Genomic DNA, 24,412 nt, shown 5'->3' with positions numbered 1-24,412 from the left:
GACCATGATTCCATTGCGCAAGGAACCCCGCCCATCATGATCCTGCCCTGGCTAGTCCTGATCCCCTTTATCGGCGGCCTGCTGTGCTGGCTGGGCGAGCGCTTCGGCACCACGCTGCCGCGCTGGGTCGCCCTGCTGACCATGAGCCTGCTGTTCGGCCTGGGCCTGTGGCTGTGGTCCAGCGCCGACTTCAGCCTGGCCCCGGCGCCGGGTGCCGATCCGGTCTGGGCCTACGAGTTCCAGCTGCCGTGGATCGAACGCCTGGGCATCAGCCTGCACCTGGCCCTGGACGGCCTGTCGGTGCTGATGATCAGCCTCACCGGACTGCTCGGGGTGCTCTCGGTGCTCTGCTCCTGGCACGAGATCCAGAACCGCGTCGGCTTCTTCCACCTCAACCTGATGTGGATCCTCGGCGGCGTGGTCGGGGTGTTCCTGGCCATCGACCTGTTCCTGTTCTTCTTCTTCTGGGAAATGATGCTGGTGCCGATGTACTTCCTCATCGCGCTCTGGGGCCACAGCGGCAGCGCCGGCAAGACCCGCATCACCGCCGCCACCAAGTTCTTCATCTACACCCAGGCCAGCGGCCTGATCATGCTGGTGGCGATCCTCGCCCTGGTGTTCGTCCACTACAACGGCACCGGCGTGCTGACCTTCAACTATGCCGACCTGCTGAAGACCCAGCTGGCGCCGGGCACCGAATACCTGCTGATGCTCGGCTTCTTCGTCGCCTTCGCGGTGAAGTTCCCGGTGGTGCCCTTCCACTCCTGGCTGCCGGACGCCCACGCCCAGGCGCCGACCGCCGGCTCCGTGGACCTCGCCGGCATCCTGCTGAAGACCGCCGCCTACGGCATGATCCGCTTCGCCCTGCCGCTGTTCCCCAACGCCTCGGTGGAGTTCGCCCCGGTGGCCATGGCCCTGGGCGTGTTCGCCATCGTCTACGGCGCCCTGCTGTCCTTCGCCCAGACCGACATCAAGCGCCTGGTGGCCTACTCCAGCGTGTCGCACATGGGCTTCGTGCTGATCGCCATCTACTCCGGCAGCCAGATCGCCCTGCAGGGCGCGGTGGTGCAGATGCTCGCCCACGGCCTGTCGGCCGCCGCGCTGTTCATCCTCTGCGGCCAGCTCTACGAGCGCCTGCACACCCGCGACATGCGCGAGATGGGCGGCATCTGGGCGCGCATGCCCTGGCTGCCGGCGCTCTGCCTGTTCTTCGCCGTCGCGGCGCTGGGCCTGCCGGGCACCGGCAACTTCATCGGCGAGTTCCTCATCCTCGTCGGCACCTTCCCCAGCGCGCCCTGGGTCACCGTGCTGGCCGCCAGCGGCCTGGTATTCGGCTCGGTCTATTCGCTGATCATGATCCACCGCGCCTTCTTCGGCCCGGCCAAGGCGGAGGGTGCCCTGCTCGGGCTCAAGCCCCGCGAGCTGGGCATGGTCCTGGGCCTGGCCGTGCTGCTGGTGCTGCTCGGCATCTACCCGCAGCCGGTGCTCGACACCTCGGCGGCCAGCATGCAGGGCGTGCAGCAGTGGTTCAGCAGCAGCCTCAGCCAATTCGCCTCGGTCAGGTAACAGCCCTATGGAAAGCAGCGCCATGCCATTCACCCTCCAGCACCTCATCGCCCTGCTGCCGCTGCTGGTGACCAGCGCCACGCTGATCCTGGTCATGCTGAACGTCGCCTGGAAGCGCAACCACGGCCTGACCTTCCTGATCTCGGTGGTCGGCCTGAACCTGGCCCTGCTGTCGATCATTCCGGTGCTCGAGGTGGCCCCGTTGCAGGTCACGCCGTTGCTGCTGGTGGACCAGTTCGCCTGCTACTACATGGCCCTGATCCTGGCCGCCACCCTGGCCTGCGTGACCCTGACCCACGCCTACCTGGGCGAGGCGACCCTGAACGCCGGCGAAACCAGCCGCCAGGGCTATCCGGGCAACCGCGAGGAGATGTACCTGCTGATGCTGCTGTCGGCCGCCGGCGGCCTGGTGCTGGCCGGCGCACAGCACCTGGCCGGGCTGTTCATCGGCCTGGAATTGCTCTCGGTGCCGATCTACGGCCTGGTCGCCTATGCCTTCTTCGACAAGCGCTCGCTGGAGGCCGGCATCAAGTACATGGTGCTGTCGGCCGCCGGCAGCGCCTTCCTGCTGTTCGGCATGGCCCTGCTCTACGCCGACTCCGGCAGCCTGGGCTTCGCCCAGATCGGCGCCAGCCTCTCCGACGGCGGAGGCCTGCTGGTGCAGATCGGCATCGGCATGATGCTCATCGGCCTGTCCTTCAAGCTGTCGCTGGTGCCCTTCCACCTGTGGACCCCGGATGTGTATGAAGGCGCACCGGCGCCGGTGGCGGCCTTCCTCGCCACGGCCAGCAAGGTCGCGGTGTTCGCCGTGCTGCTGCGCCTGTACCAGATCTCCCCGGCCACCGCCGGCGGCTGGCTGAACGATCTGCTGACCCTGATCGCCATCGCCTCGATCCTGTTCGGCAACCTGCTGGCGCTGCTGCAGAGCAACCTCAAGCGCCTGCTGGGTTACTCCTCGATCGCCCACTTCGGCTATCTGCTGGTGGCCCTGGTCGCCAGCAAGGGCCTGGCCGTGGAGGCCATCGGCGTCTACCTGGCCACCTACGTGCTGACCAGCCTCGGCGCCTTCGGCGTGATCACCCTGATGTCGACCCCCTACAACGGCCGCGATGCCGACGCCCTGTACGAATACCGCGGGCTGTTCTGGCGCCGCCCCTACCTGACCGCGGTGCTCACGGTGATGATGCTGTCGCTGGCCGGCATACCGCTCACCGCCGGCTTCATCGGCAAGTTCTACGTCATCGCCGCCGGCGTGCAGGCCCAGCTCTGGTGGCTGCTCGGCGCCCTGGTGCTGGGCAGCGCCATCGCCGTGTTCTACTACCTGCGGGTGATGGTCACCCTGTTCCTCAACGAGCCCAACCTGCGCCGCCACGACGCCCCCTTCAACTGGGGACAGCGCGCCGGCGGCATCATGCTGCTGTTCGTGGCGCTGCTGGCCTTTGCCATCGGCATCTACCCGCAGCCGCTGCTGGCGATGCTCAGCGGCATCAGCCTGGGCTGAAACGACAGCGGGGTTGCCGAATGACCGGCAACCCCGCGTTGTCCCTGGCCCGCGTTGGCGCCCCTGGCCCTTACAACACCATCGCCGCCAGCCAGCCGAACGCCAGCAGCGGCAGGTTGTAGTGCAGGAAGGTCGGCACCACGCTGTCCCAGATGTGGTTGTGCTGGCCGTCGATGTTCAGCCCCGCGGTCGGGCCCAGGGTCGAGTCGGAGGCCGGGGAGCCGGCATCGCCCAGGGCCCCGGCGGTGCCGACGATGGCAACGATGGCCAGCGGGCTGAAGCCCAGCTGCACGCCCAGCGGCACGAAGATCGCCGCGATGATCGGCACGGTCGAGAAGGACGAGCCGATGCCCATGGTCACCAGCAGGCCGACCAGCAGCATCAGCAGCGCGCCTGTCGCCTTGTCGTGGCCGATCAACTCGGCGGCGCCGTCGACCAGGGTCTTCACCTCGCCGGTGGCCTTCATCACCTCGGCGAAGCCGGCGGCGGCGATCATGATGAAGCCGATCATCGCCATCATCTTCATGCCCTCGGTGAACAGGCCGTCGGCCTCCTTCCAGCGCACCACCCCGGACAGCGAGAAGATCACGAAGCCGGCCAGCGCACCGATGATCATCGAGTCCAGCCACAGCTGCACGATGAAAGCGGCGGCGATGGCCACCCCGGCCACAAGCAGGCTGAGCGGGTTGTAGGCCACGTCCACGCGCTCGACCCGCTCGATCTTCGCCAGGTCATAGACCCGCTTGCCGCGATAGCTCAGCAGCACCGCCACCAGCAGGCCGCACAGCATGCCCAGGGCCGGAATGGCCATGGCCTGCGCGACGCCGATGCCGCCGGTGTCCACCCCGGCCTGGGCCACGTTGGCCAGCAGGATCTCGTTGAGGAAGATGCCGCCGAAGCCCACCGGCAAAAACATGTAGGGGGTGACCAGGCCGAAGGTCAGTACGCAGGCGATCAGCCGGCGATCCAGTTGCAGCTTGCTCAGCACGTAGAGCAGCGGCGGCACCAGCAGCGGGATGAAGGCGATATGGATCGGCAGGATGTTCTGCGAGGCGACCGCCACCGCCAGCAACAGCGCGATCAGCGACCACTTGAGCAGCCCGCCGCCGCCCGCCTGCTGCCGGCCGACCAGGGCCAGCGCCCTGTCGGCCAGGGCATGGGCCAGGCCCGACTTGGCGATGGCCACGGCGAAGGCGCCGAGCAGCGCATAGGACAGCGCCACGGTGGCGCCGCCGCCCAGGCCCCGATTGAAGGCCGCCAGCGTGCCCTCGACGCCCAGGCCGCCGAGCAGGCCGCCGAGCAGCGCCCCGACGATCAGGGCGACCACCACGTGCACGCGGCACAGGCTGAGGATCAGCATGAGGCCGACCGCTGCGATTACTGCGTTCATGAATGCGCTCCCAGGAAGCTTGCGAATAGCCCGGAAACTCGCACCCTTCGCGGGGCGCCCGGAAAAAAGTCGCGTACTCTGCCGCAAGCGCCGGGAGCTGTCAAAACAGGCGTGCGAAATATCGATCGGCATGTGCATAATTCAGACCTCCGGCATGCGCGATCACCCGAATCGACGGGCGGCCCCAGGGCCCAGCTCCAGCAGGGTCAAGAAAGCCCGCGGCGTGCCGATAGTGGACCCATAAGTCGTTTTCAGAATAAAGGAACGCCGCATGTCGCCCAGCCGCCTGTCCATCCAGCTGAAAATCACCCTGCTGGCGGGCCTCTGCCTGACCTTCATCGTCACCCTGCTGGTCGGGGCTTCGCTCTACCAGTCCACCCGCAGCGCCGAACTGGTGCGCACCGCCAGCAGCGACATGCTCAAGAGCAGCGCCCAGCTGCGCCTGCAGGCCCGTGGCGAGCTGCAGGCGATCCGCATCCAGCGCTATTTCATGGACGCCTATCAGTACGGCAAGGGCTTTTCCCGGCAGATCCTGTTCCTGCGCGACCAGGCGCAGAAGCGCTTCCTCGACGCCTTCGACCTGCGCGAAGACCTCACCCGCCAGGTGCGCAGCAGCCTGGAGGCCAACCCGGCGCTGCTCGGCCTCTACCTGGTGTTCGAGCCCAACGCCCTGGACGGCAAGGACGAGCTGTTCGCCGACCAGGCCGAACTGGGCAGCAACGACCGGGGACGCTTCTCCCTCTACTGGGCACAACCCTCGCCGGGCACACTGGAATCCGAGTCGATGAGCGAGGAGATGCTCGGCGATACCCAGATCGGTCCCAGCGGCGACCCCTACAACGCCTGGTACACCTGCCCGCGCGACAGTGGCAGGACCTGCGTGCTGGAACCTTACTTCGACGAGGTCGGCGGCAAACAGGTGCTGATGACCAGCATCGCCTTCCCCCTCGAGCTGGACGGCAAGGTGATCGGCGTCATGGGCGTGGACATCAGCCTGGACAGCCTGCAGCAGCTGAGTCTGCAGGCCAACCGCGAACTCTACGACGGCGCAGGCCATATCAGCATCTTCAGCCCCGCGGCCCTGCTGGCCGGCCACAGCCGCGACGCCGGCCTGCTCAGCACCGCGGTCGACAAGGCCTATGCCGAGCATGCCGGCGAGCTGCGTCCGCTGATCGGCAACGGCCAAGCCGCCCAATTGCAGCACGGCGACATGATGCGCGTCCTGCAGCCCTTCAAGCCGATTCCCGATGCCCAGCCCTGGAGCGTGCTGCTCGAGGTGCCCGAACAGGTCCTGCTCGGCCCCGCCCTGCAGCTGGAACAGCAGCTCGACAGTCGGCGCACGACCGACAGCAGCCTGAGCCTGCTGATCGGCCTGGCGGCAGTCAGTGCCGGCCTGCTGCTGATGTGGCTGACGGCCCGCGGGGTGACCCGGCCGATCCTCGGCGTGGCCGCCATGCTCGAGGACATCGCCAGCGGCGAAGGCGACCTGACCCGCCGCCTGGACTACGCCAGGCAGGACGAACTGGGCGAACTGGCGGGTTGGTTCAACCGCTTCCTCGACAAGCTGCAGCCGGTGATCGCCGACGTCAAACGCAGCGTGCAGGACGCCCGCGGCACCGCCGACCAGTCCGCCGCCATCGCCAGCCAGACCAGTGCCGGCATGCAGCAGCAGTTCCGCGAGGTCGATCAGGTGGCCACCGCCTTCCAGGAGATGAGCGCCACCGCCCACGACGTCGCACACAACGCCGCGCAAGCCGCCGACGCCGCACGCAGCGCCGACCAGGCCAGCCGCGAAGGCCTCGGCGTGATCGGCCAGACCACCGCCTCCATCGAACTGCTGGCCAGGGAAATGAACCAGGCCATGCAGGAGGTCGAGGGCCTGGCCAGCAGCAGCGAGCAGATCGGCTCGGTGCTGGAGGTGATCCGCTCGATCGCCGAGCAGACCAACCTGCTGGCGCTCAACGCCGCCATCGAGGCGGCCCGTGCCGGCGAGGCCGGCCGCGGTTTCGCCGTGGTCGCCGACGAGGTGCGCAACCTGGCCAAGCGCACCCAGGACTCGGTGGAGGAGATCCGCCAGGTGATCGAGGGGCTGCAGAGCGGTACCCGCGAGGTGGTCAGCAGCATGCACAGCAGCCACCGCCAGGCCCAGGGCAGCGTCGCCCAGGTCGAACAGGCGGTCGCCGCCCTGCAGCGGATCGGCCAAGCGGTCGGCGTGATCACCGACATGAACCTGCAGATCGCCAGCGCCGCCGAGGAACAGAGTTCGGTGGCCGAGGAGATCAACCGCAACGTCGCCTCCATCCGTGACGTCACCGAGTCGATCTCCGGCCAGGCCGAGGAATCGGCACAGGTCAGCCAGAACCTCAACCGCCTGGCCAACCACCAACAGAGCCTGATGGATCAGTTCCGCGTCTGACACTGCCCCGGGCCGAGGCCGACGCCCTTGCCGCCCAGGCCAGCCGCCGCTAGCCTGGGCGCTTTCATTGCAGGGACAGGGAAATGCTGAATTTCGCAGTAGTGGCCGGCTCCGGTCGCAGCAACAGCCAGTCGGCCAAGGTCGCCCGTTTTCTCCGCCAGCGCCTGCTGCAACTGCAGCTGACCGACCAGGACTCGAGCAGCCTCATCGACCTGGGGCTCGCCCCCTTGCCGCTGTGGCCCGCCGAGGATAGCGGACCCTGGAACCTCTACCGGCAGCAGCTGCAGGCTGCCGACGCGCTGCTGATCATCGCCCCCGAGTGGAACGGCATGGCCTGTCCGGCCATCAAGAACTTCTTCATCTATGCCGGCAAGGGCGAGCTGGCGCACAAGCCCGCGCTGCTGGTCGGCGTCTCCGCGGGCATGGGCGGCGCCTACCCGATCAGCGAGCTACGCGCCTCCAGCTACAAGAACTGCCGGCTCTGCTACCTGCCCGAGCACCTGATCGTCCGCCGTGTCGAAAGCCTGCTGAACGGCCCCGAGCCGGCCGGCGAAGACGACCGCCGCCTGCGTGCGCGCATCGACTACGACCTGGACATCCTGGCCAAGTACGCCCAGGCCTTGAAGCCGGTACGCGGCAGCATCGACATGACCACCCCGGACTTCGCCAACGGCATGTGAGGCTGCGCGCCGGACAGCGACCACCCCATGCGGCGAACGCCGGCAGGCTGGGCTTATTGCCGCCGGCCCGGGTCCAGCATTCACCGCCTGAAGGGCCTTGGCCGCTCTGCGCAGGCCCCTATAATCGGGGCCTGGGTGATGGAGAGGAAGATGAGCGCGATTCACATCAAGTCCCCTGCCCTGACGATCAAGGCAGGCCGCCGCGCCTTGGCGCGCATTCGCCAGCGCGGCCTGCAACCGGCGGATGTCGGCATTCTGCCCGGCGCCGCCGGCGGCCCGAAAGCCCTGGGCATCCAGGGGCTCGATCTGGCGCTGTTCGGCGACTGGCTGCCACGCGCCCCGCGCGAGCGCGCGCTGATCGGCGCCTCCATAGGCTCCTGGCGCTTCGCCAGCGCCTGCCTGGCCGACGCTGCCGCCGGCATCCGCCGCCTCGGCGAGCTGTATACCGAACAGCAGTTTGCCAAGGGCGTGAGCATGGCCGAGGTCTCGCGCAGCTGTCGGCTGATGCTCGAGCAGCTGTTGGAGGGCCAGGACGCCCGGGTGCTGGACAACCCGCACTACCGCCTGAACATCATGGTGGTGCGCAGCCAGGGTCTGCTCCGGCATGACCATCGCGCCGCCCTGGGGCTGGGCCTGTCCGCGGTCATCGGCAACAACCTGCTGGGACGGCCGCGCCTGGCCCGGCATTTCGAGCGCATCATCCTGCATGACGCCCGCCAGGCGCCGCCATTGGCGGCCCTGGCGGACTTCCCGTCACGCTGCCTGCCACTGGACCGGCACAATCTGCGTCACGCCCTGCTCGCCTCCGGCTCGATTCCCATGATCATGCAGGGCGTTCGCGATATTCCCGGCGTCGGTCCCGGGATCTATCGCGACGGCGGGCTGCTCGACTACCACCTCGACCTGCCCTACGACGGTGACGACATCGTGCTGTATCCGCACTTCACCGACCGGGTGATTCCCGGCTGGTTCGACAAGAATCTGCCCTGGCGCCGCGGCGATGACCGGCGCCTGCAAGACGTGCTGCTCCTCGCCCCGTCGCCGGAGTACCTGGCGCGCCTGCCCCATGGCAAACTCCCCGACCGCAGGGACTTCACCCGCTACCAGGGCGACGACCACGGACGCCGGCGTTACTGGCACCAGGCCATGGACGAGAGTCGGCGTCTCGGCGACGAGTTCCTCGAACTGCTGGAGAACGGCGGCCTGGCACAGCGCATGCGGCCCCTGTGAGGCCAGCGGCGCACCGAGAAAGCCGACCAAGCGGGATTCGACCAAGGAAGGACATCTATGAAACTGGCAGTCGCCATCATCCACGGCATTGGCACGCAACCCGACCTGCGCGACGGCGACGGCCAGCATGTCTTCGCCCAGGAACTGATCGCGGGGCTGCGCCAGCGCCTGGGTGCGGAGGCCGACCAGGTGGCCTTCCAGACCCTGTACTGGGCCAGCGTGCTGGACAAGCGCCAACTGGCCTACCTCGAACGGCTGCGCGACCAACCGGTCCGCTGGCGCTGGTTGCGTCGCATCGTCACCCTGTTCCTCGGCGATGCCAGCGGCTACCGCCAGGTCAGCCAGGCCTACGACACCACCTACGAAGAAGTGCACCAGTGCCTGCGCAACGGTCTCAACCGTCTGCGCGCCCGGGTCGACGCCACTACGCCACTGGTGGTGCTGGCCCATTCGCTGGGCGGCCACATCTTCTCCAATTTCGTCTGGGACCAGCAGCGCATCAACCGGACGCCGAGCTGTCCCCTGGACCCCTTCCTCGCCCTGGAGACGCTGACCGGCCTGGTCACCTTCGGCTGCAACATCCCCCTGTTCACCTTCGCCTACGACCCGGTGGTGCCGATCCGCTTTCCCGGCCATTGCCTCGACGAGGAGGTACGCCAGCAGGCGCGCTGGCTGAATCTCTATGCGCCGGCGGACATTCTCGGCTACCCGCTGCGGCCGATCGCGAGCTACGCCGGAGTGGTGGACGAAGATCGCGCGATGCCCGTGGGCCCCTGGTATAAACGCCATACCCCGATGAGCCACCTGGCCTATTGGCAGGACAGAAACTTCCAGCGTTATGTCGCGCACTACTTGCAACAGGTCTTATCCAGTTGCACTGAGCCTGGCGGCCCCATCGGCACTAACGCAGCGCACCGCTGACACAACGCACGACGCCCCCGCGTACTTCAACAGTTCACCTGTCGAAGTACGCGGGGGCGTCGAATGTGCACCACAAGTTGAAGGCTTAAGTTCCTATATAACCGAGCTCGAACTTAACCTCAGGGCACCACCTACCAGGCAGCCAGGGCCGCATTGCGCGGCGCCGTGGCAGCAGCCTGGCTTTCGCGCACGGCTTCGCGCTGCTTCGCCCACTGGGTGAGCAGCACCATCGCGAGGAAACCACCGACGATCAGCACCGGATAGGCGGCGAGAATCTCGACCAGCGAGTACTTCCAGGACAGCGGGCGACCGACCCCCAGCATCGCCGCGTAGAACCAGGAAACCCCCGACAGGGCACCGGCGAACAGGGCGAACATGCGCATGCTGAACTTCAGCTCGAGCAGCGAGCCGGCCTTCTGCAGGGCGGGCAACACCAGGCCGTGCAGCAGCATGCCGTTGAAGGTCAGCAGCATCACGATGGCAATCTTGGCCTGCAGCTTGGGGTTGAGCAGGTAGGACAGGCCGTTGGCGTTGATATCGAGCCAGATGATGGCGATACCGCTGACCCAGAGTACCGCCAGCGCCGCGGAAACCGACTTCTGCAGGCTTTCCATGTGCTGGCTGTCCTGCAGGTGGGACTTCCCGCCCTTGAACAACTCTTTGATCATTGCGAAATCGCTGGTCAACACCATGCCGATGGCGACACAACAAGCGATCAGGTGCGCATACACTATCCCTAGGCGCATAAACTCCATGGTCGATTTCTGCTCGAAAAACGCAGCGATTACATTCAGGTCCATGGGGGCCTCATTTTTATAGTCGAGTGAACCAAACAGTCCGAATACTGGACTCAAGTGTTTTTACATTTGCAGTGAAGAAACGACTCCAGTGCAGCTTTATCGGTTTCAGTGAAGAAACATCAAATGCAGAACAGCCTGGCGAATGAACTTCTAATCATTCGATTTCCTCTTTCAAAGGTAAAAGCTCCCCCCACACACATGTGCCGTACATGTGAGAAAAAGCTCCTGGTTGGGTTGAAAGCGAGGCGAATGCCACCGCCGTCGACTGGCTACTCTCTGAGCGGCGCAAAGGCGCTTTGTTCATTTTTTGCTCGAAGAGGCCGACGAACGGCGACCGCTCCGCCCCGTCCATGATCACCGCTCAAGCGCTCAGCGGCCGGCTCGAGCGCGGGTTTCCGACATCCATGAACAGTTTCGCGACAGCTTCTGTGATGCAGCTGAACTTTTTCATCGGGCCATGTGACTTACTAGTCAGGGTCGGTCATCAATCACTATGACCGGCCAGCGTGCAGCCACGCCGCTGTCCCACCAACCTTTGGGATCATCTCGGAGAACCCCATGAACGCCCCGCTGCGTTTCAACGAAGCCCTGCTCATCGCCGACCGCGCCTTCAAACCCTTCCAATGCGTCGCCTGGTCCCCGCAGGACGGCACCGGTGAGCTGAGCCTGACGGTCATCGACCGCACCAGTACCCGCCTGCTCGGCCGCACCCAGCTGTCCAGCAGCATCTACAGCGACCCGGAAAAACTGGCCAAGGTGCTGAAGACCTCCCGCGACGAACTGAGCAGACAAGGCTTCGACCTGGCACCCTGGTCCATGCCGGACTGATACGCGCCGACTGCCACTTTCCCACCAGCGCGGCGCCAGGCGCCGCGCAGCCTCTCCTGTCGGCCCCTGACATTAGCCCGCACTCCGAGCATCGAGAGTGCCGCGAATGGCAATATCTGTGGGCTTTCTGTCCTTGTTGCCAGGTCTTCGGCGAGCGCACACTGCGTCCATCGCTCATCGAGACCGCGCCATGGACACGCAGAAAACCATCGCCTGCCTCATCTACCCCGAGGTCATGAGCCTCGACGTCACCGGCCCGCTCCAGGTGTTCGCCTCGGCCAACGACGAGCGTCGGCGCCATGGCCTGCCGGCCTGCTACCGCCTGCGGCTGCTGGGGCCCCAGGCGGGGGCCATTGCCACTTCGGCCGGTCTCCGGCTGGTGGCCGATCAGGCCTGGAACGAAATCGACCCGGCGCACCTCGATACCCTGCTGATTCCAGGCGGCCTGGGAGTCCGCAGCCAGTGCCAGGACGCTGAACTGCTGGCCTGGCTGCGCGTGGCCGAGCCCCAGGTACGACGGCTCGGCTCGGTCTGCTCGGGCGCGCTGATCCTGGCGACCGCCGGCTTGCTCAAGGGGCAGCGCGCCACCACCCACTGGGCCGACCTCGAGACGTTGGCCTGGCGCATCCGGAGGTCGAGGTGCAGGGCGACTGCCTGCATACCTATGCTCCCGAGAACCCCGACGGCGCGCACATTTTCACCTCGGCCGGCGTCACCGCCGGCATCGACCTGGCCCTGGCGCTGGTGGAGGCCGACCTCGGCCGGGCCATGGCCCTGGCCATCGCCCGGCGCCTGGTGATGTTCCTGCGCCGGCCGGGCGGCCAAGCGCAGTTCAGCACCCTGCTCGCCCCGGAGCCGAGCCGGGTACCACGCCTGGTCGCCCTGCTCGAATGGATTCCGGCCCATCTGGCCGACGACCTGTCCCTCTCCGCGCTGGCCGAGCAGGCCTGCATGGCACCGCGCACCCTGTCACGGGTATTCGTCGAGGAGCTGGGCATGGGCCCCGGCCGCTATGTCGAGCGCGTCCGCCTGGAGGCCGCCCGTCAGCTGCTGCAGGATGCCCAGGCGTCGATCGCCACGGTCGCGCGCCTGACCGGCTTCGGCCATCCGGAAAACCTCCGGCGCGCCTTCCACAGACATCTGGCGGTCAGCCCGCAGGCGTACGCCGAACGCTTCACCTGAAGTCACTTCCCCCACGCCAGGAGCTCAACATGTTGCAACTGCGCCCTAACTGCGAATGCTGCAATCGCGACCTGCCGCCGGACTCGACAGAGGCGCGCATCTGCTCGTTCGAATGCACCTTCTGTCGCGCCTGCTGCGACCAGCTGCTGCACGGCCGCTGTCCGAACTGCGGCGGCGAACTGCTCAGGCGGCCGACCAGGCCGGCTGGCGCCCTGGACCGGTTTCCCGCCGTCCGTGAACGCATCCTGAAACCCTGCCACTGAGCGAGCATCATGCTGACTTACCTACGGAAACTGCGAGGCGCCGCGAGCGCCCTACCACCTCGCGCGACGCCCCGGCAGATGGCCCTGGCCTGGCTCGGCGGCGCCCTGGCCATGGCCTGCGTGGCCAACGTCGGCGAGCAGCTGCCATCGGGCCTGCTGCTGGGCTCCTTCGGTGCCTCCTGTGTGCTGGTGTTCGGCTATCCCGACCTGCCGTTCTCGCAGCCGCGCAATGTGATCGTCGGTCATCTGCTGAGCAGCCTGGTAGGCCTGCTGTTGCTCCATGGCGTCGGCCCGCAATGGTGGTCGCTCTCCCTCGCGGTGGGCAGCGCCATCGCCCTGATGATGCTGACCCGCAGCGTCCACCCGCCGGCAGGCTCGAATCCGGTGATCATCTTTCTCGCCCAACCGAGCTGGGACTTCCTGCTGTTCCCCACCCTGTTCGGCGCCCTGCTGCTGGTCGTCGTCGCCCTGCTGTACAACAACGGCACCCGCAGCACGCGCTACCCCCAGTACTGGTAGCCTGGCGCGGGCGCACGACACGGGCGCCGCTTGCTCCACGCCCGGCCTGACGGGGCACAGAGCGGCGAGGAGTGGCCCTACTGGGCGGCGGGATGGTAAAGGCTGGTGCGGTTGCGGCCGCCCTTCTTGGAGTCGTAGAGGGCGTGGTCGGCCCACTCGATGAACTGCTGGTAATCGTTGCTGCGCCGGCCGAGATCAGCCACGCCGAGGCTGATGGTCACCGGAATGGCAACGCCGTCGTGCTCCACCCGCATGGCCTCCACCGCCAGGCGCAAGCGCTCGGCGAACAGCCGGCCGCCCTCGGCATCGGTGTCCGGCAACAACACGGCGAATTCCTCGCCACCGTAGCGTCCGGCGACATCCGTGGTGCGCACGCGGGCGAGCACCAGTTCGGCGACGGCCTTGATCACCTTGTCGCCGGCCTGATGGCCATGGCTGTCGTTGACCTTCTTGAAATGATCGATATCGAACATCACCAGCGCCGCCATGCTCTGGTAGCGCTGGTGGCGGGCATATTCATGGCGCAGGGCTTCTTCCCAGTGCCCTCGGTTATTCAGGCCGGTGAGCCGGTCGGTACTGGACAGGCGCTTGAGCTCGCGGTTGGCGCTCTGCAGCTGGCGCTTGTTGACCGCCACCTCGGTGACGTCGTAGATGATCACGCAGATGTGCGCGACCTCGCTGTCGGTCGCCCGCAGCGGGATCAGCGTGACGTTCTGGAACATGTGATCTTCCTGCCCGGTGATCGGCTGGTAGCTCTTGAAGCGCATCAGGTAGGGCCGCTGCTCCCAGATGGTGAAGGCCGGCGTCCCCAGTTGGCTAACGGTCTCCAGTTTCTGCCGGAACCACGCCTCGTCCACCTCGGGGAACACGGTGAAGAAGGACTGCTGGTGCACCTCGCCGGGCTGGCGGCCGGAATGGTTCTCCATGAAGCTGTTCCAGATTTCGATACGGCATTCGCGATCCAGCATGACCACGCCGACATCGATGCTCTGCACGATCGCCATCAGCCAGTGAAACTCGTTGAGATCCAGCGGTGCGTTCATGATCAGCTCATCAGGTAGGCGGTTTTGTGGGAAAGCCTGGCCACCGAGTCTTCGGTGAACAGCAGCAGCAGGTCGAAATGAATATCGTGTCCCTCCAGGCTGTAGCTGAGCTCGACCGCCAGGGTCTTCTTCCAGCGGCGCTGATTGACGCGGATCAGCTCGTCGATGGACGAATGCTGGCCGAGCACCACCGGATGCCCCTGGGAGAAGCTGACATCGAGCTGCTCGGCGATGCCGCTCAGGCAGGCGCCGATCAGGATGCTGGCCAGGTCCAGCAGCATCTCCAGCTCGCCATCCCGATTGACCGGCTTCCAGCGCATCAGCTTGGCCATGTCCCGCACTTCGGAGTCATGGAAGATCAGCAGCGCCTCCCCCGCGATGCCACTGCCGATATAGCCCTGGCACACCGCCGACAGCTGGTCGCCCTGCTGGGCGTGGGCCAGGGCCATATGCAGTTCGCCGACCTCGAGAATATTGACGTTGGGGATCGGCAAACGCACGAACACATCCAGCAGCCGGGCCAGCAAGGCCGCGGCCTGGCCCATCGCCACGTTCACCACCTCGCGAAAGGCATCGCGAAACTGCACACTGGGCTCGTCGAAGGCGGACTGCGGGACCAGCTCGTTCCGGCGCTCGACCAGCAATCCATGCTCGAGCAGGGTACGCCGGAGCAAGTCCGGGTCGACGGGCTTCTTCAGGAAGGCCAGTGCGCCGAGGGCGTGGACCCGCTTGACCGCCTCGTCCTGCACGTCGCCGGACACCACTATGACCCGGGCATCCAGCGCCTCGGCGCGGATCGCCGCCAGGACTGCATAGCCATCCAGTTCGGGCATGGTCAGGTCGAGCAGCACCAGGCCGATGCCGCCCTGGCGAATGGCTTCGAGCCCTTCGCGGCCGTTGACGGCCTGAACCACGGTCACCGACCAATCGGCGGGCAGCGCCCGGATCAGCTGTTTGCGCGCCATATTGGAGTCATCACACACCAGCAGCGAGGATATCGACAAGGTCGCGGGCTCTTTCCAGTGGCTAACGGATGGTGCTTGTTTCCCGCAGCATAACAGCACCTCGCCGCCGGAGGCTCAACCGCTTGTAGCGCGCCATAAACGCAGAAGGCGACCTTCGGTCGCCTTCTTCTCGCACTGCCGCCTCAGTAGTAGGCGTTTTCCCTGTTGCTGTGATCGGTCACGTCGCGCACCCCCTTCAACTCCGGGATACGCTCGAGCAGGGTCTTCTCGATGCCTTCCTTGAGGGTCAGGTCCGCCTGGCCGCAACCCTGACAGCCGCCGCCGAACTGCAGTACGGCGATACCGTCGTCGACCACGTCGATCAGGCTGACCTGGCCGCCGTGGCTGGCCAGGCCCGGGTTGATCTCGGTCTGCAGGTAATAGTTGATGCGCTCGTTGAGCGGGCTGTCCTCGTTGACCATGGGCACCTTGGCGTTCGGCGCCTTGATGGTCAGCTGGCCGCCCATGCGGTCGGTGGCGTAGTCCACCACGGCATCCTCGAGGAACGGCTCGCTCACCGCATCGATCCAGGCGGTGAAGCTGGCCAGGGCCAGGGCGGTGTCCTCGGCCTTCTGCTCGCCCGGCTTGCAATAGGCGATGCAGGTTTCCGCATACTGGGTGCCCGGCTGGGTGATGAAGATGCGGATGCCGATGCCGGTGGTGTTCTGCTTGCTCAGCAGATCGGCCAGGTAATCGTGTGCGGCGTCAGTAATGGTGATGGTGCTCATGGCAACTCCTCGCAAACATGGGCGCAGTGTACGCCAAGCATCGGCCCTCTATAAAGCCCGAGCGTTTCCGTCGGATAAACAGCGCTGTAACGGCGGCCGACCTGGCGAGTCCAGAGTCCAGGTCACGCCTCGAGGTCCGGCCATGCGCAAACCGCCGCTTGCCTTGCCCCTCGCCCTGCTGCTCTGCAGCCTCCTCGCCCGCGCCGAGGACGGCCTGCATATCAGCAGTGGCGTCTCGGCCACCGCCGTGCTGGAACTTTACACCGCCCAGGGCTGCAGTTCCTGCCCGCCGGCCGACCGCTGGTTGTCCGCGCTGCGCGAGCATCCGGCACTGTGGCACGGCCTGATCCCCCTGGCCTTTCATGTCGACTACTGGGACCGGCTGGGTTGGCCGGACCCCTTCGCCAACCCCGAGCATAGTGCCCGGCAGCGCGGCTATGCTCGGGCGGGGGCCAGCCGTGGTGTCTATACCCCCGCCTTCATCCTGGCCGGGCGCGAGTGGCACGGCTGGTTCCGCGACCAGCCACTGCGCCTGCCCTGCGCCACCGAGGTCGGCAACCTGAGCCTGCGCCTGGAGGGCGACAGCCTGCAGCTGTCTTTCGCCCCCAGCCGCCCGGCGCCGCCTGGCCTGATCGCCCATGTCGCCCGCCTCGGCTTCGGCCTGCGCACCGAAGTGCAGCGCGGCGAGAACGCCGGCAAGCGGCTCGGACATGATTTCGTGGTGTTGAGCCTGCAGCGCATTGCCCCCGACATGGCGAATCGCTGGCAGACGCGCCTGCACCGCGACCGGCGCGGCGAACGCCAGGCCGTGGTCGCCTGGCTCAGCGCCCCGGGTCGGTTGCCCCCCTATCAGGCGGTCGGCGGCTGGCTGCCCGCCTCTGCCGAGCTCGACTCGCACTGAGCCCCGCGGCCGACTGCACGCGGGCCCGACGATCATCTGCAATACTCAGTGCAAGGACGACTCTCTGCTGGAGAAGCCATTCACCCCGAATGAGGAACCATCGGATGTACCGCCAAATCATGATTCCCGTCGACCTCGCCTATGTCGAGCGCCTGGAGAAGGCCCTGGCGACCGGCGCCGACCTGGCCAAGGTGTATGGTGCCCCGGTCTGCTATGTCGGCGTGTCGAGCAACACGCCCAGCGCCATAGCCCACAACCCCGCCGAGTTCACCGCCAAGCTGGAGGCCTTCGCCAAGGCCCAGGCCCAGAAGTACGGCCTGGCCACGGTCAGCAGCGCGGCCTACATAAGCCATGACCCGGCCGTGGACCTGGACAAGACCCTGCTGAAAGCGGCCAAGGAGCAGCACGCCGACCTGGTGGTCATGGCCTCCCATGTGCCCGGCCTGGCCGAGCACCTGTTCGCCTCCAACGCCGGGTATTTCGCCTCCTACTCCGATGCCTCGGTGCTGGTGGTGCGCTAGGTCGGCGGGGCCTGCCACGGGCTGCTAGAGGTTCTGGTAGCGATTCATGTCCAGCACGCCAGCCTCGATGGGCTCGTGCTCGCGGATGTAGGCCGACAGGTCATGGAAGTAGTGCCAGAACTGCGGGTGACTGCGGCGTATTCCCCAGCGCTCGACCAGCCTCTCCAGGTCCCGGGCGTCGCGTACCCGCTCCAGCTGCATGACGAACGCCGGCACCTGGACCGCCGTCATATCGAACAGGAAGTTCGGATAGCTGCTGAGCACCCCGGGGTAGACGGTCAGGGAGTCGCGTCCGGGCTGGTAGCGCAACGCCTCGCCGAGCATGAAGGCCACGTTGCTGTGGGCGCGATTGCGCAGCAGGCTGTAGACCTCCCGCCGTCCGTCCGCTGGCACCACCCGCAGCAGGGTCGCCTCCGGCAGTAGCCTGATGACCTCGAGCTCCGCCGCCGGCCGGCCCGCCAGACGGCTCAGAGCCTGCTCGGCCGCCTGCAGCTCGCGGCCGAGGCCCTCGCGGTGGCAGCGCGAATCCTGGCATCGGTTGAGCGGATCGGGCCGGGCATTGAGGCCGGCGTAGCGCACCAGCAGGGCCTCGGCGAAACTCCGCTTGGGGTCGCTGCCTGCCAGCGCCAGCGCACTCGGCGTGCGGACGTCGATGCCTGGATAATCCAGCCACAGCTTGAGCTTGCCGCTTCGGCGGTACCAGCTGCCGAGTATCTCCTGGCGCGACTCGGCCGGCATCAGCCGCAGGAAGTTCTGCTCGGCGCCGTTGCGGATCAGGTCGAAGTACAGCCGCGTCTGCGCCTGATGGGAGACGTTGCCGTACACGTCGAAATTCACCACCAGCTGGTAGTAGGTGCGCTCCAGCAGCGGGTAGTCCATCCACCAGAGGGTCTGCGGGATCGCGCCGATCAGGCCCTTGCGCACCGAGGCACTGTCATGCTGGCGGAAGATCGACAGCAAGGCGTTGTCATTGCCACTCCAGATATGCGCCCAGTCCGCCGCCGGCGCGGCGGCATAGGCGCCCCGGCGCAGGGCCTCGTATTCGTTGCGCTTGTCGCGGTAGTCGAGCCAGAGCCCTAGCAGGTCGCCGATCTCATCGAACTGGCCGGGCATGGCCAGCAGCGGCGTGGCCTCGGCACGGTACAGCGGATCGGTGAGATAGAGGTCGTGCCGCGGGTCCTGGAACAGGGTCCAGAAGTTATCGCGAATCACGTCGGTGGCGATCTGCCCGCGGCACACCGGCCCACGGATAAAGGTACGCACGAAGTATTCGGCGTCGTCCAGCATGAACTGGTAGCGCGCCTGGGGCGGAATGGCGGCGAAGGTGGCGAAGGGATTGGCGCGGCGCTGGGCGCCATAGCCGGGCACGCCGTCGGCCTGCCAGTCGCCGGCGAAGAACAGCTGCCTGACCCGCGCCAGCTTCTGCTCGCTCAGGCCGTAGGTGATATGGGTCTTGTGCACGATGACGCCCTGCACCGGCGCCAGGCGGTAATAGAAGACGGTGCCCGGGGCCTCATTCGGCCGCCGCGTGGCGATGGGGTCCACCGGGTGACCGCTGGGGGTGCGCGAACGCAGCAACTGAAAGAAATGCCCCGCCTCGCCGTCCTGAAAGTACAGGTGGGCGAGGAACAGGTGCTCGTACAGCCAGCGCGCCACCAGGCTCTCGCGGGCTCCGGGGGCATTGAACAGGCGCTCCCAGGCCGCGATCTGGCGGGCCTCGCTTTCACTCGCAACGATGTCCTGGGCGTCGACCGGCGCCCCTTCGCGCAACCAGCGTTGCAGGGTCCGATAGTCCGCGTCGCGCAGACCGGTCACGGCGAAGGGCATCCCGGCCCGCGGATGCTGGCGGGCGAAGTCGTCGAACTCGTTCGGGCGCGGGCACTGGTTGGCCCGCCGGATGTCGATCGCCAACCCGTCCGGCAACTTGGCATTGGCCGGCAGCGGCGCCGCATGCCCCAGCTCGAGCATGCGCGCCATCAGCGCCGCCTGGCTGCCCCGGTGCTCCAGCACCGAGAAGAAGCCCTTGCGCCGCCAGGCCTCGCTGCCCTGGGCGTCGAGAAACAAGCGGGTGGTGGCCTGGGCCTCGGTGCGCACCCCGTCGTACACCGGCAACTTGTGGGCGCCGCGCGCGGCGCCTTCGCCGCTGCCCAGGTTGAGTTGGCAGGGCGAGTCGTAACAGGCATGGCAGGCCACGCAATGGCGGGTGAAGATCGGCTGGATGTCGCGGCTATAGGACAGCGGCTGCGCGGCCAGCGGCGGGCCGATCAACAGCAGACAAGCACTGAGCAGCGCGCGATACGGCATGTCCCTATTCCTTGCATGGCAATGGCTCGATTCTACGCGCGCCCCCTAGGCGCGGGGGAATCGAGCAACATGAACATCATTCATGCAAATGGCCGACCTGCTCCAAAAGCGCACAGCTTTGCTATGATCGCCGACCCATAGTTTCCGCTTTGCTCAGGTAGTACCAATCATGTCCCCGTCCGACCGCAGCGCCCGTCTCAATGCCCTTCAGCACGCTCTGCAAGAGCGCATCCTGATCCTCGACGGCGGCATGGGCACCATGATCCAGAGCTACAAGCTGGAAGAAGAGGATTATCGCGGCGCGCGCTTCGCCGACTGGCCCCAGGACGTCAAGGGCAACAACGACCTGCTGATCCTCAGTCGCCCGGACGTCATCGGCGCCATCGAGAAGGCCTACCTGGACGCCGGCGCCGACATCCTCGAGACCAACACCTTCAACGCCACCCGCGTGTCCCAGGCCGACTACGGCATGGAGGAACTGGTCTACGAGCTGAACGTCGAGGGCGCCCGCCTGGCCCGCCAGGTGGCCGACGCCAAGACCGCCGAGACGCCGCACCGGCCGCGCTTCGTCGCCGGGGTGCTGGGTCCGACCAGCCGCACCTGCTCGATCTCTCCGGACGTGAACAACCCCGGCTACCGCAACGTCACCTTCGACGAGCTGGTGGAGAACTACACCGAGGCGACCCGCGGCCTGATCGAGGGCGGCGCGGACATGATCCTGATCGAGACCATCTTCGACACGCTCAACGCCAAGGCGGCGATCTTCGCGGTCCAGGAGGTCTACGAGCAGCTCGGCGTCGAGCTGCCGATCATGATCTCCGGCACCATCACCGATGCCTCCGGCCGCACCCTGTCCGGGCAGACCACCGAAGCCTTCTGGAACTCGGTGCGCCATGCCAAGCCGATCTCCGTGGGGCTGAACTGCGCCCTCGGCGCCAAGGAGCTGCGCCCCTACCTGGAAGAGTTGGCGACCAAGGCCGAGACCCATGTCTCCGCCCACCCCAACGCCGGCCTGCCCAACGCCTTCGGCGAGTACGACGAGACGCCGGCGGAGATGGCCGCGGTGGTCGAGGAGTTCGCCGCGTCCGGCTTCCTCAACATCGTCGGCGGCTGCTGCGGCACCACCCCCGGGCACATCCAGGCGATTGCCGAAGCGGTGGCCAAGTACCCGCCGCGCGCCCTGCCGGATATCCCCAAGGCCTGCCGGCTGTCGGGCCTGGAACCCTTCACCATCGACCGCAACTCGCTGTTCGTCAACGTCGGCGAGCGCACCAATATCACCGGCAGCGCCAAGTTCGCCCGGCTGATCCGCGAGGAGAACTACACCGAGGCCCTGGAAGTCGCCCTGCAGCAGGTGGAAGCCGGCGCCCAGGTGATCGACATCAACATGGACGAGGGCATGCTGGACTCGCAGAAGGCCATGGTCACCTTCCTCAACCTGATCGCCGGCGAGCCGGACATCTCCCGCGTGCCGATCATGATCGACTCCTCCAAGTGGGAGGTGATCGAGGCCGGCCTCAAGTGCATCCAGGGCAAGGGCATCGTCAACTCGATCTCCATGAAGGAAGGGGTCGAGGCCTTCAAGCACCACGCCAAGCTGTGCAAGCGCTACGGCGCCGCCGTGGTGGTGATGGCCTTCGACGAGGCCGGCCAGGCCGACACCGCCGCGCGCAAGCGCGAGATCTGCCAGCGCTCCTACGACATCCTGGTCAACGAGGTGGGCTTCCCGCCGGAAGACATCATCTTCGACCCGAACATCTTCGCCATCGCCACCGGCATCGAGGAGCACAACAACTACGCGGTCGATTTCATCGAAGCCTGCGCCTTCATCCGCGATCATCTTCCGTTCGCCCTGTCGAGCGGCGGGGTGTCCAACGTGTCCTTCTCGTTCCGCGGCAACAACCCGGTGCGCGAGGCGATCCACTCGGTATTCCTCTACTACGCGATCCAGAACGGCCTGACCATGGGCATCGTCAACGCCGGCCAGCTGGAGATCTACGACGAGATCCCCAAGCAGCTGCGCGACGCGGTCGAGGACGTGGTGCTCAACCGCACGGCGAACGGCACCGAGGCCCTGCTGGCGATCGCCGACCAGTACAAGGGCGACGGCAGCGTCAAGGAAGTGGAGAACGAGGAGTGGCGCTCGCTGCCGGTCAACCAGCGCCTGGAACACGCCCTGGTCAAGGGCATCACCGCCTTCATCGTCGAGGACACCGAGGAGTGCCGCCAGCAGTGCGCGCGGCCCATCGAGGTGATCGAGGGGCCGCTGATGAGCGGCATGAACATCGTCGGCGACCTGTTCGGCTCGGGCAAGATGTTCCTGCCCCAGGTGGTCAAGTCAGCCCGGGTGATGAAGCAGGCGGTGGCCCACCTGATCCCCTTCATCGAGGCGGAGAAAGGCGACAAGCCCGAGGCCAAGGGCAAGATCCTCATGGCCACGGTCAAGGGCGACGTGCACGACATCGGCAAGAACATCGTCGGCGTGGTGCTGGGCTGCAACGGCTACGACATCGTCGACCTTGGCGTGATGGTGCCGGCGGAGAAGATCCTGCAGACGGCCAAAGAGGAGAAGTGCGACATCATCGGCCTGTCCGGGCTGATCACCCCATCGCTCGACGAGATGGTCCACGTCGCCCGCGAGATGCAGCGCCAGGGCTTTTCCCTGCCGCTGATGATCGGCGGCGCCACCACCTCCAAGGCCCACACCGCGGTGAAGATCGAGCCCAAGTACCAGAACGACGCGGTGGTCTACGTCACCGACGCCTCGCGCGCCGTCGGCGTCGCCACCCAGCTGCTGTCTAAGGAGCTCAAAGCCGGCTTCGTCGAGAAGACCCGCGCCGACTACGTCGAGGTGCGCGAGCGCACCGCCGCCCGCGGTGCTCGTACCGAGCGCCTGCCCTACGCCAAGGCGGTGGAGAACAAGCCGAAGTTCGACTGGGCCGGCTACCGGCCGCCGGTGCCGAGCTTCACCGGGGTCAAGCTGCTGGACGACATCGACCTGGCGACCCTGGCCGAGTACATCGACTGGACGCCCTTCTTCATCGCCTGGGACCTGGCCGGCAAGTACCCGCGCATCCTCACCGACGAGGTGGTCGGCGAAGCCGCGACCGCACTGTTCGAAGACGCCCAGGCCATGCTCAAGAAGCTGATCGACGAGAAACTGGTCCAGGCCCGCGCACTGTTCGGCTTCTGGCCGGCCAACCAGGTCAACGACGACGATCTGGAGCTCTATGGCGACGACGGCCAGCCCCTGGCGACCCTGCACCACCTGCGCCAGCAGACCATCAAGCCGGACGGCAAGCCCAATTTCTCCCTGGCCGACTTCGTCGCGCCGAAGGCCAGCGGCATCACCGACTACGTGGGTGGGTTCATCACCACCGCCGGCATCGGCGCCGAGGAAGTGGCCAAGGCCTACCAGCAGGCCGGGGACGACTACAACTCGATCATGGTCAAGGCCCTGGCCGACCGCCTGGCCGAGGCCTGCGCCGAATGGCTGCACGCCGAGGTGCGCAAGCACTGGTGGGGCTATCAGCCGGACGAGCGGCTGGACAACGAGGCGCTGATCAAGGAGCAGTACGTCGGCATCCGCCCGGCGCCCGGCTATCCGGCCTGCCCGGATCACACCGAGAAAGGCACCCTGTTCGAGCTGCTCGACCCGACCGCCGAAGAAGGCAAGCCGGGCCGCAGCGGCGTGTTCCTCACCGATCACTACGCCATGTTCCCCGCCGCCGCCGTCAGCGGCTGGTACTTCGCCCACCCGCAGGCGCAGTATTTCGCCGTCGGCAAGGTCGACAAGGACCAGGTACAAAGCTACACCCGGCGCAAGGGCCAGGAACTGGCGGTCAGCGAACGCTGGCTGGCGCCGAACCTGGGCTACGACTACTGAAGTCGACCCCGGAACGAGCACAAGGCCCGCAACTGCGGGCCTTGTGCTTTGACGGCCAGAAGCCTTTCAATACCCCCGACCGCCTACCCAGCGCCATCCAGTCATCTCGGCAGTGATGGCTGGGAGCTCACTACCAGTAATTTTTCAGCCCCCACAAGGGCACGTGAGAAAGACGCCCGACTCCACTCATCTGCCACAGAGGAAAGCATCCATGCAGATCCATCGCATCAACCCCACCAAGCGCTGGTCCGACATCACCGTGTTCAACGGTATCGCCCACTTTGTCGAGATTGCCGACGCCGACCCCAAGGCCGATATCAAGGGCCAGGTCGCACAGATTTTCGCCCAGGCCGAACAGTCGCTGGCGAAGATCGACAGCGACAAGACGCGCATCCTCTCCACGACTATCTACCTCACCGACTTCGCCAACCTGGCGGCGCTCAACGAACTCTGGGACGCCTGGTTCGAGGAAGGCACGGCGCCGAGCCGCGCCTGCGTCAAGGCGGAGCTGGCAAACCCGGACTACCTGGTGGAGATGACCTTTGTCGCCGCCGCCGGCGCCGGCTTCTCCGAGTAAGGGATCCAGGCCGTACGTGGCCTATGCAAGGGCGGCCTGGCCAAGGCATCGAGCCAAATGGCTAGCCCGCTGCCAGTATTGCAAGGGCATAATGCGGCCTACACCCACAGCTCGGCACCCGACAGGCCATGCCCCTGACTCTTCTCACCAGC

General features: G+C 66.5%; 19 protein-coding genes and 2 pseudogenes. 15 read left to right on the top strand and 6 right to left on the bottom strand.

Annotation, left to right across the window (positions count from 1 at the left end):
- The first annotated feature begins 36 nt into the window (after positions 1 to 36).
- On the top strand, positions 37 to 1,566 hold the full coding sequence (gene nuoM / locus I0D00_RS00755) for an NADH-quinone oxidoreductase subunit M (protein ID WP_213637857.1): 1,530 nt from the start codon (positions 37 to 39) through the stop codon (positions 1,564 to 1,566).
- Between the two features lie 22 nt (positions 1,567 to 1,588).
- Positions 1,589 to 3,067, top strand: a complete 1,479-nt coding sequence (gene nuoN, locus I0D00_RS00750) for an NADH-quinone oxidoreductase subunit NuoN (protein ID WP_213637856.1) — start codon at positions 1,589 to 1,591, stop codon at positions 3,065 to 3,067.
- 70 nt (positions 3,068 to 3,137) lie between these two features.
- Here nuoN and I0D00_RS00745 read toward each other — a convergent pair whose 3' ends face one another.
- Complete coding sequence (locus I0D00_RS00745) at positions 3,138 to 4,457, bottom strand: Na+/H+ antiporter family protein (RefSeq protein ID WP_213637855.1); 1,320 nt, start codon at positions 4,455 to 4,457, stop codon at positions 3,138 to 3,140.
- A gap of 271 nt (positions 4,458 to 4,728) precedes the next feature.
- Here I0D00_RS00745 and I0D00_RS21750 point away from each other — a divergent pair.
- The 5 genes and pseudogenes from I0D00_RS21750 to I0D00_RS00725 form a co-directional block, all read left to right on the top strand.
- Positions 4,729 to 6,015: pseudogene (locus I0D00_RS21750) on the top strand (methyl-accepting chemotaxis protein); the annotation flags it as partial.
- 102 nt (positions 6,016 to 6,117) lie between these two features.
- Positions 6,118 to 6,873 (top strand): methyl-accepting chemotaxis protein, encoded by a 756-nt coding sequence (locus I0D00_RS21745; RefSeq protein ID WP_420850788.1) that lies wholly within the window; start codon positions 6,118 to 6,120, stop codon positions 6,871 to 6,873.
- 83 nt (positions 6,874 to 6,956) lie between these two features.
- The gene (locus I0D00_RS00735) at positions 6,957 to 7,553 is read left to right on the top strand and encodes an NADPH-dependent FMN reductase (RefSeq protein WP_213637853.1); all 597 of its coding nucleotides are present in this window, start codon (positions 6,957 to 6,959) and stop codon (positions 7,551 to 7,553) included.
- Positions 7,554 to 7,703: 150 nt separating this feature from the next.
- A complete protein-coding gene (locus I0D00_RS00730; RefSeq protein WP_213637852.1) occupies positions 7,704 to 8,783 on the top strand; it encodes a patatin-like phospholipase domain-containing protein in 1,080 nt (359 codons plus the stop codon).
- A 57-nt stretch (positions 8,784 to 8,840) separates the two neighbouring features.
- Positions 8,841 to 9,704, top strand: a complete 864-nt coding sequence (locus tag I0D00_RS00725) for a hypothetical protein (protein WP_213637851.1) — start codon at positions 8,841 to 8,843, stop codon at positions 9,702 to 9,704.
- Between the two features lie 131 nt (positions 9,705 to 9,835).
- Here I0D00_RS00725 and I0D00_RS00720 read toward each other — a convergent pair whose 3' ends face one another.
- Complete coding sequence (locus I0D00_RS00720; protein WP_213637850.1) at positions 9,836 to 10,504, bottom strand: hypothetical protein; 669 nt, start codon at positions 10,502 to 10,504, stop codon at positions 9,836 to 9,838.
- A gap of 558 nt (positions 10,505 to 11,062) precedes the next feature.
- On the opposite strand from I0D00_RS00720, the gene I0D00_RS00715 reads away from it, so the two are divergent.
- From I0D00_RS00715 to I0D00_RS00700, 4 genes and pseudogenes are all read left to right on the top strand, one after another.
- Positions 11,063 to 11,332 (top strand): hypothetical protein, encoded by a 270-nt coding sequence (locus tag I0D00_RS00715; RefSeq protein ID WP_213637849.1) that lies wholly within the window; start codon positions 11,063 to 11,065, stop codon positions 11,330 to 11,332.
- A gap of 190 nt (positions 11,333 to 11,522) precedes the next feature.
- A pseudogene (locus I0D00_RS00710) lies at positions 11,523 to 12,514 on the top strand (GlxA family transcriptional regulator).
- 29 nt (positions 12,515 to 12,543) lie between these two features.
- On the top strand, positions 12,544 to 12,777 hold the full coding sequence (locus I0D00_RS00705) for a DUF1272 domain-containing protein (protein WP_213637848.1): 234 nt from the start codon (positions 12,544 to 12,546) through the stop codon (positions 12,775 to 12,777).
- 9 nt (positions 12,778 to 12,786) lie between these two features.
- On the top strand, positions 12,787 to 13,296 hold the full coding sequence (locus I0D00_RS00700) for an HPP family protein (RefSeq protein WP_213637847.1): 510 nt from the start codon (positions 12,787 to 12,789) through the stop codon (positions 13,294 to 13,296).
- Positions 13,297 to 13,373: 77 nt separating this feature from the next.
- Here I0D00_RS00700 and I0D00_RS00695 read toward each other — a convergent pair whose 3' ends face one another.
- From I0D00_RS00695 to nfuA, 3 genes are all read right to left on the bottom strand, one after another.
- Complete coding sequence (locus tag I0D00_RS00695; protein ID WP_213637846.1) at positions 13,374 to 14,339, bottom strand: sensor domain-containing diguanylate cyclase; 966 nt, start codon at positions 14,337 to 14,339, stop codon at positions 13,374 to 13,376.
- 2 nt (positions 14,340 to 14,341) lie between these two features.
- Positions 14,342 to 15,343: a response regulator gene (locus I0D00_RS00690; protein ID WP_213637845.1), complete on the bottom strand. Its 1,002-nt coding sequence runs from the start codon at positions 15,341 to 15,343 to the stop codon at positions 14,342 to 14,344.
- A 143-nt stretch (positions 15,344 to 15,486) separates the two neighbouring features.
- Positions 15,487 to 16,071 (bottom strand): Fe-S biogenesis protein NfuA, encoded by a 585-nt coding sequence (nfuA, locus tag I0D00_RS00685; protein WP_213637844.1) that lies wholly within the window; start codon positions 16,069 to 16,071, stop codon positions 15,487 to 15,489.
- A 142-nt stretch (positions 16,072 to 16,213) separates the two neighbouring features.
- On the opposite strand from nfuA, the gene I0D00_RS00680 reads away from it, so the two are divergent.
- Entirely contained in the window at positions 16,214 to 16,972 is a 759-nt protein-coding gene (locus tag I0D00_RS00680) for a DUF1223 domain-containing protein (protein ID WP_213637843.1), read from the top strand.
- Between the two features lie 104 nt (positions 16,973 to 17,076).
- Positions 17,077 to 17,493 (top strand): universal stress protein, encoded by a 417-nt coding sequence (locus I0D00_RS00675; RefSeq protein ID WP_213637842.1) that lies wholly within the window; start codon positions 17,077 to 17,079, stop codon positions 17,491 to 17,493.
- Between the two features lie 24 nt (positions 17,494 to 17,517).
- Here I0D00_RS00675 and I0D00_RS00670 read toward each other — a convergent pair whose 3' ends face one another.
- Positions 17,518 to 19,797: a fatty acid cis/trans isomerase gene (locus I0D00_RS00670; RefSeq protein WP_213637841.1), complete on the bottom strand. Its 2,280-nt coding sequence runs from the start codon at positions 19,795 to 19,797 to the stop codon at positions 17,518 to 17,520.
- 166 nt (positions 19,798 to 19,963) lie between these two features.
- On the opposite strand from I0D00_RS00670, the gene metH reads away from it, so the two are divergent.
- Positions 19,964 to 23,683 (top strand): methionine synthase, encoded by a 3,720-nt coding sequence (gene metH / locus I0D00_RS00665; RefSeq protein WP_213640189.1) that lies wholly within the window; start codon positions 19,964 to 19,966, stop codon positions 23,681 to 23,683.
- 211 nt (positions 23,684 to 23,894) lie between these two features.
- Positions 23,895 to 24,260, top strand: a complete 366-nt coding sequence (locus tag I0D00_RS00660) for a RidA family protein (protein ID WP_213637840.1) — start codon at positions 23,895 to 23,897, stop codon at positions 24,258 to 24,260.
- Positions 24,261 to 24,412: the final 152 nt, after the last annotated feature.

The organism is Pseudomonas lalucatii (assembly GCF_018398425.1).
GTDB classification, from domain to species: Bacteria; Pseudomonadota; Gammaproteobacteria; order Pseudomonadales; family Pseudomonadaceae; genus Aquipseudomonas; species Aquipseudomonas lalucatii.
The sequence above is the reverse complement of the archived record's forward strand: the minus strand, read 5'-3'. Positions and strand labels throughout refer to the sequence as shown.

What these genes read in the sequence shown, in the direction of transcription:
- nfuA (WP_213637844.1), bottom strand. Translation starts at nt 16,071, where the DNA reads ATGAGCACCATCACCATTACTGACGCCGCACACGATTACCTGGCCGAT.
- I0D00_RS00700 (WP_213637847.1), top strand. Translation starts at nt 12,787, where the DNA reads ATGCTGACTTACCTACGGAAACTGCGAGGCGCCGCGAGCGCCCTACCA.
- I0D00_RS21745 (WP_420850788.1), top strand. Translation starts at nt 6,118, where the DNA reads ATGCAGCAGCAGTTCCGCGAGGTCGATCAGGTGGCCACCGCCTTCCAG.
- I0D00_RS00660 (WP_213637840.1), top strand. Translation starts at nt 23,895, where the DNA reads ATGCAGATCCATCGCATCAACCCCACCAAGCGCTGGTCCGACATCACC.
- nuoN (WP_213637856.1), top strand. Translation starts at nt 1,589, where the DNA reads ATGCCATTCACCCTCCAGCACCTCATCGCCCTGCTGCCGCTGCTGGTG.
- I0D00_RS00715 (WP_213637849.1), top strand. Translation starts at nt 11,063, where the DNA reads ATGAACGCCCCGCTGCGTTTCAACGAAGCCCTGCTCATCGCCGACCGC.
- I0D00_RS00720 (WP_213637850.1), bottom strand. Translation starts at nt 10,504, where the DNA reads ATGGACCTGAATGTAATCGCTGCGTTTTTCGAGCAGAAATCGACCATG.
- I0D00_RS00670 (WP_213637841.1), bottom strand. Translation starts at nt 19,797, where the DNA reads ATGCCGTATCGCGCGCTGCTCAGTGCTTGTCTGCTGTTGATCGGCCCG.
- I0D00_RS00735 (WP_213637853.1), top strand. Translation starts at nt 6,957, where the DNA reads ATGCTGAATTTCGCAGTAGTGGCCGGCTCCGGTCGCAGCAACAGCCAG.
- nuoM (WP_213637857.1), top strand. Translation starts at nt 37, where the DNA reads ATGATCCTGCCCTGGCTAGTCCTGATCCCCTTTATCGGCGGCCTGCTG.
- I0D00_RS00745 (WP_213637855.1), bottom strand. Translation starts at nt 4,457, where the DNA reads ATGAACGCAGTAATCGCAGCGGTCGGCCTCATGCTGATCCTCAGCCTG.
- I0D00_RS00695 (WP_213637846.1), bottom strand. Translation starts at nt 14,339, where the DNA reads ATGAACGCACCGCTGGATCTCAACGAGTTTCACTGGCTGATGGCGATC.
- I0D00_RS00675 (WP_213637842.1), top strand. Translation starts at nt 17,077, where the DNA reads ATGTACCGCCAAATCATGATTCCCGTCGACCTCGCCTATGTCGAGCGC.
- I0D00_RS00705 (WP_213637848.1), top strand. Translation starts at nt 12,544, where the DNA reads ATGTTGCAACTGCGCCCTAACTGCGAATGCTGCAATCGCGACCTGCCG.
- I0D00_RS00730 (WP_213637852.1), top strand. Translation starts at nt 7,704, where the DNA reads ATGAGCGCGATTCACATCAAGTCCCCTGCCCTGACGATCAAGGCAGGC.
- I0D00_RS00725 (WP_213637851.1), top strand. Translation starts at nt 8,841, where the DNA reads ATGAAACTGGCAGTCGCCATCATCCACGGCATTGGCACGCAACCCGAC.
- I0D00_RS00680 (WP_213637843.1), top strand. Translation starts at nt 16,214, where the DNA reads ATGCGCAAACCGCCGCTTGCCTTGCCCCTCGCCCTGCTGCTCTGCAGC.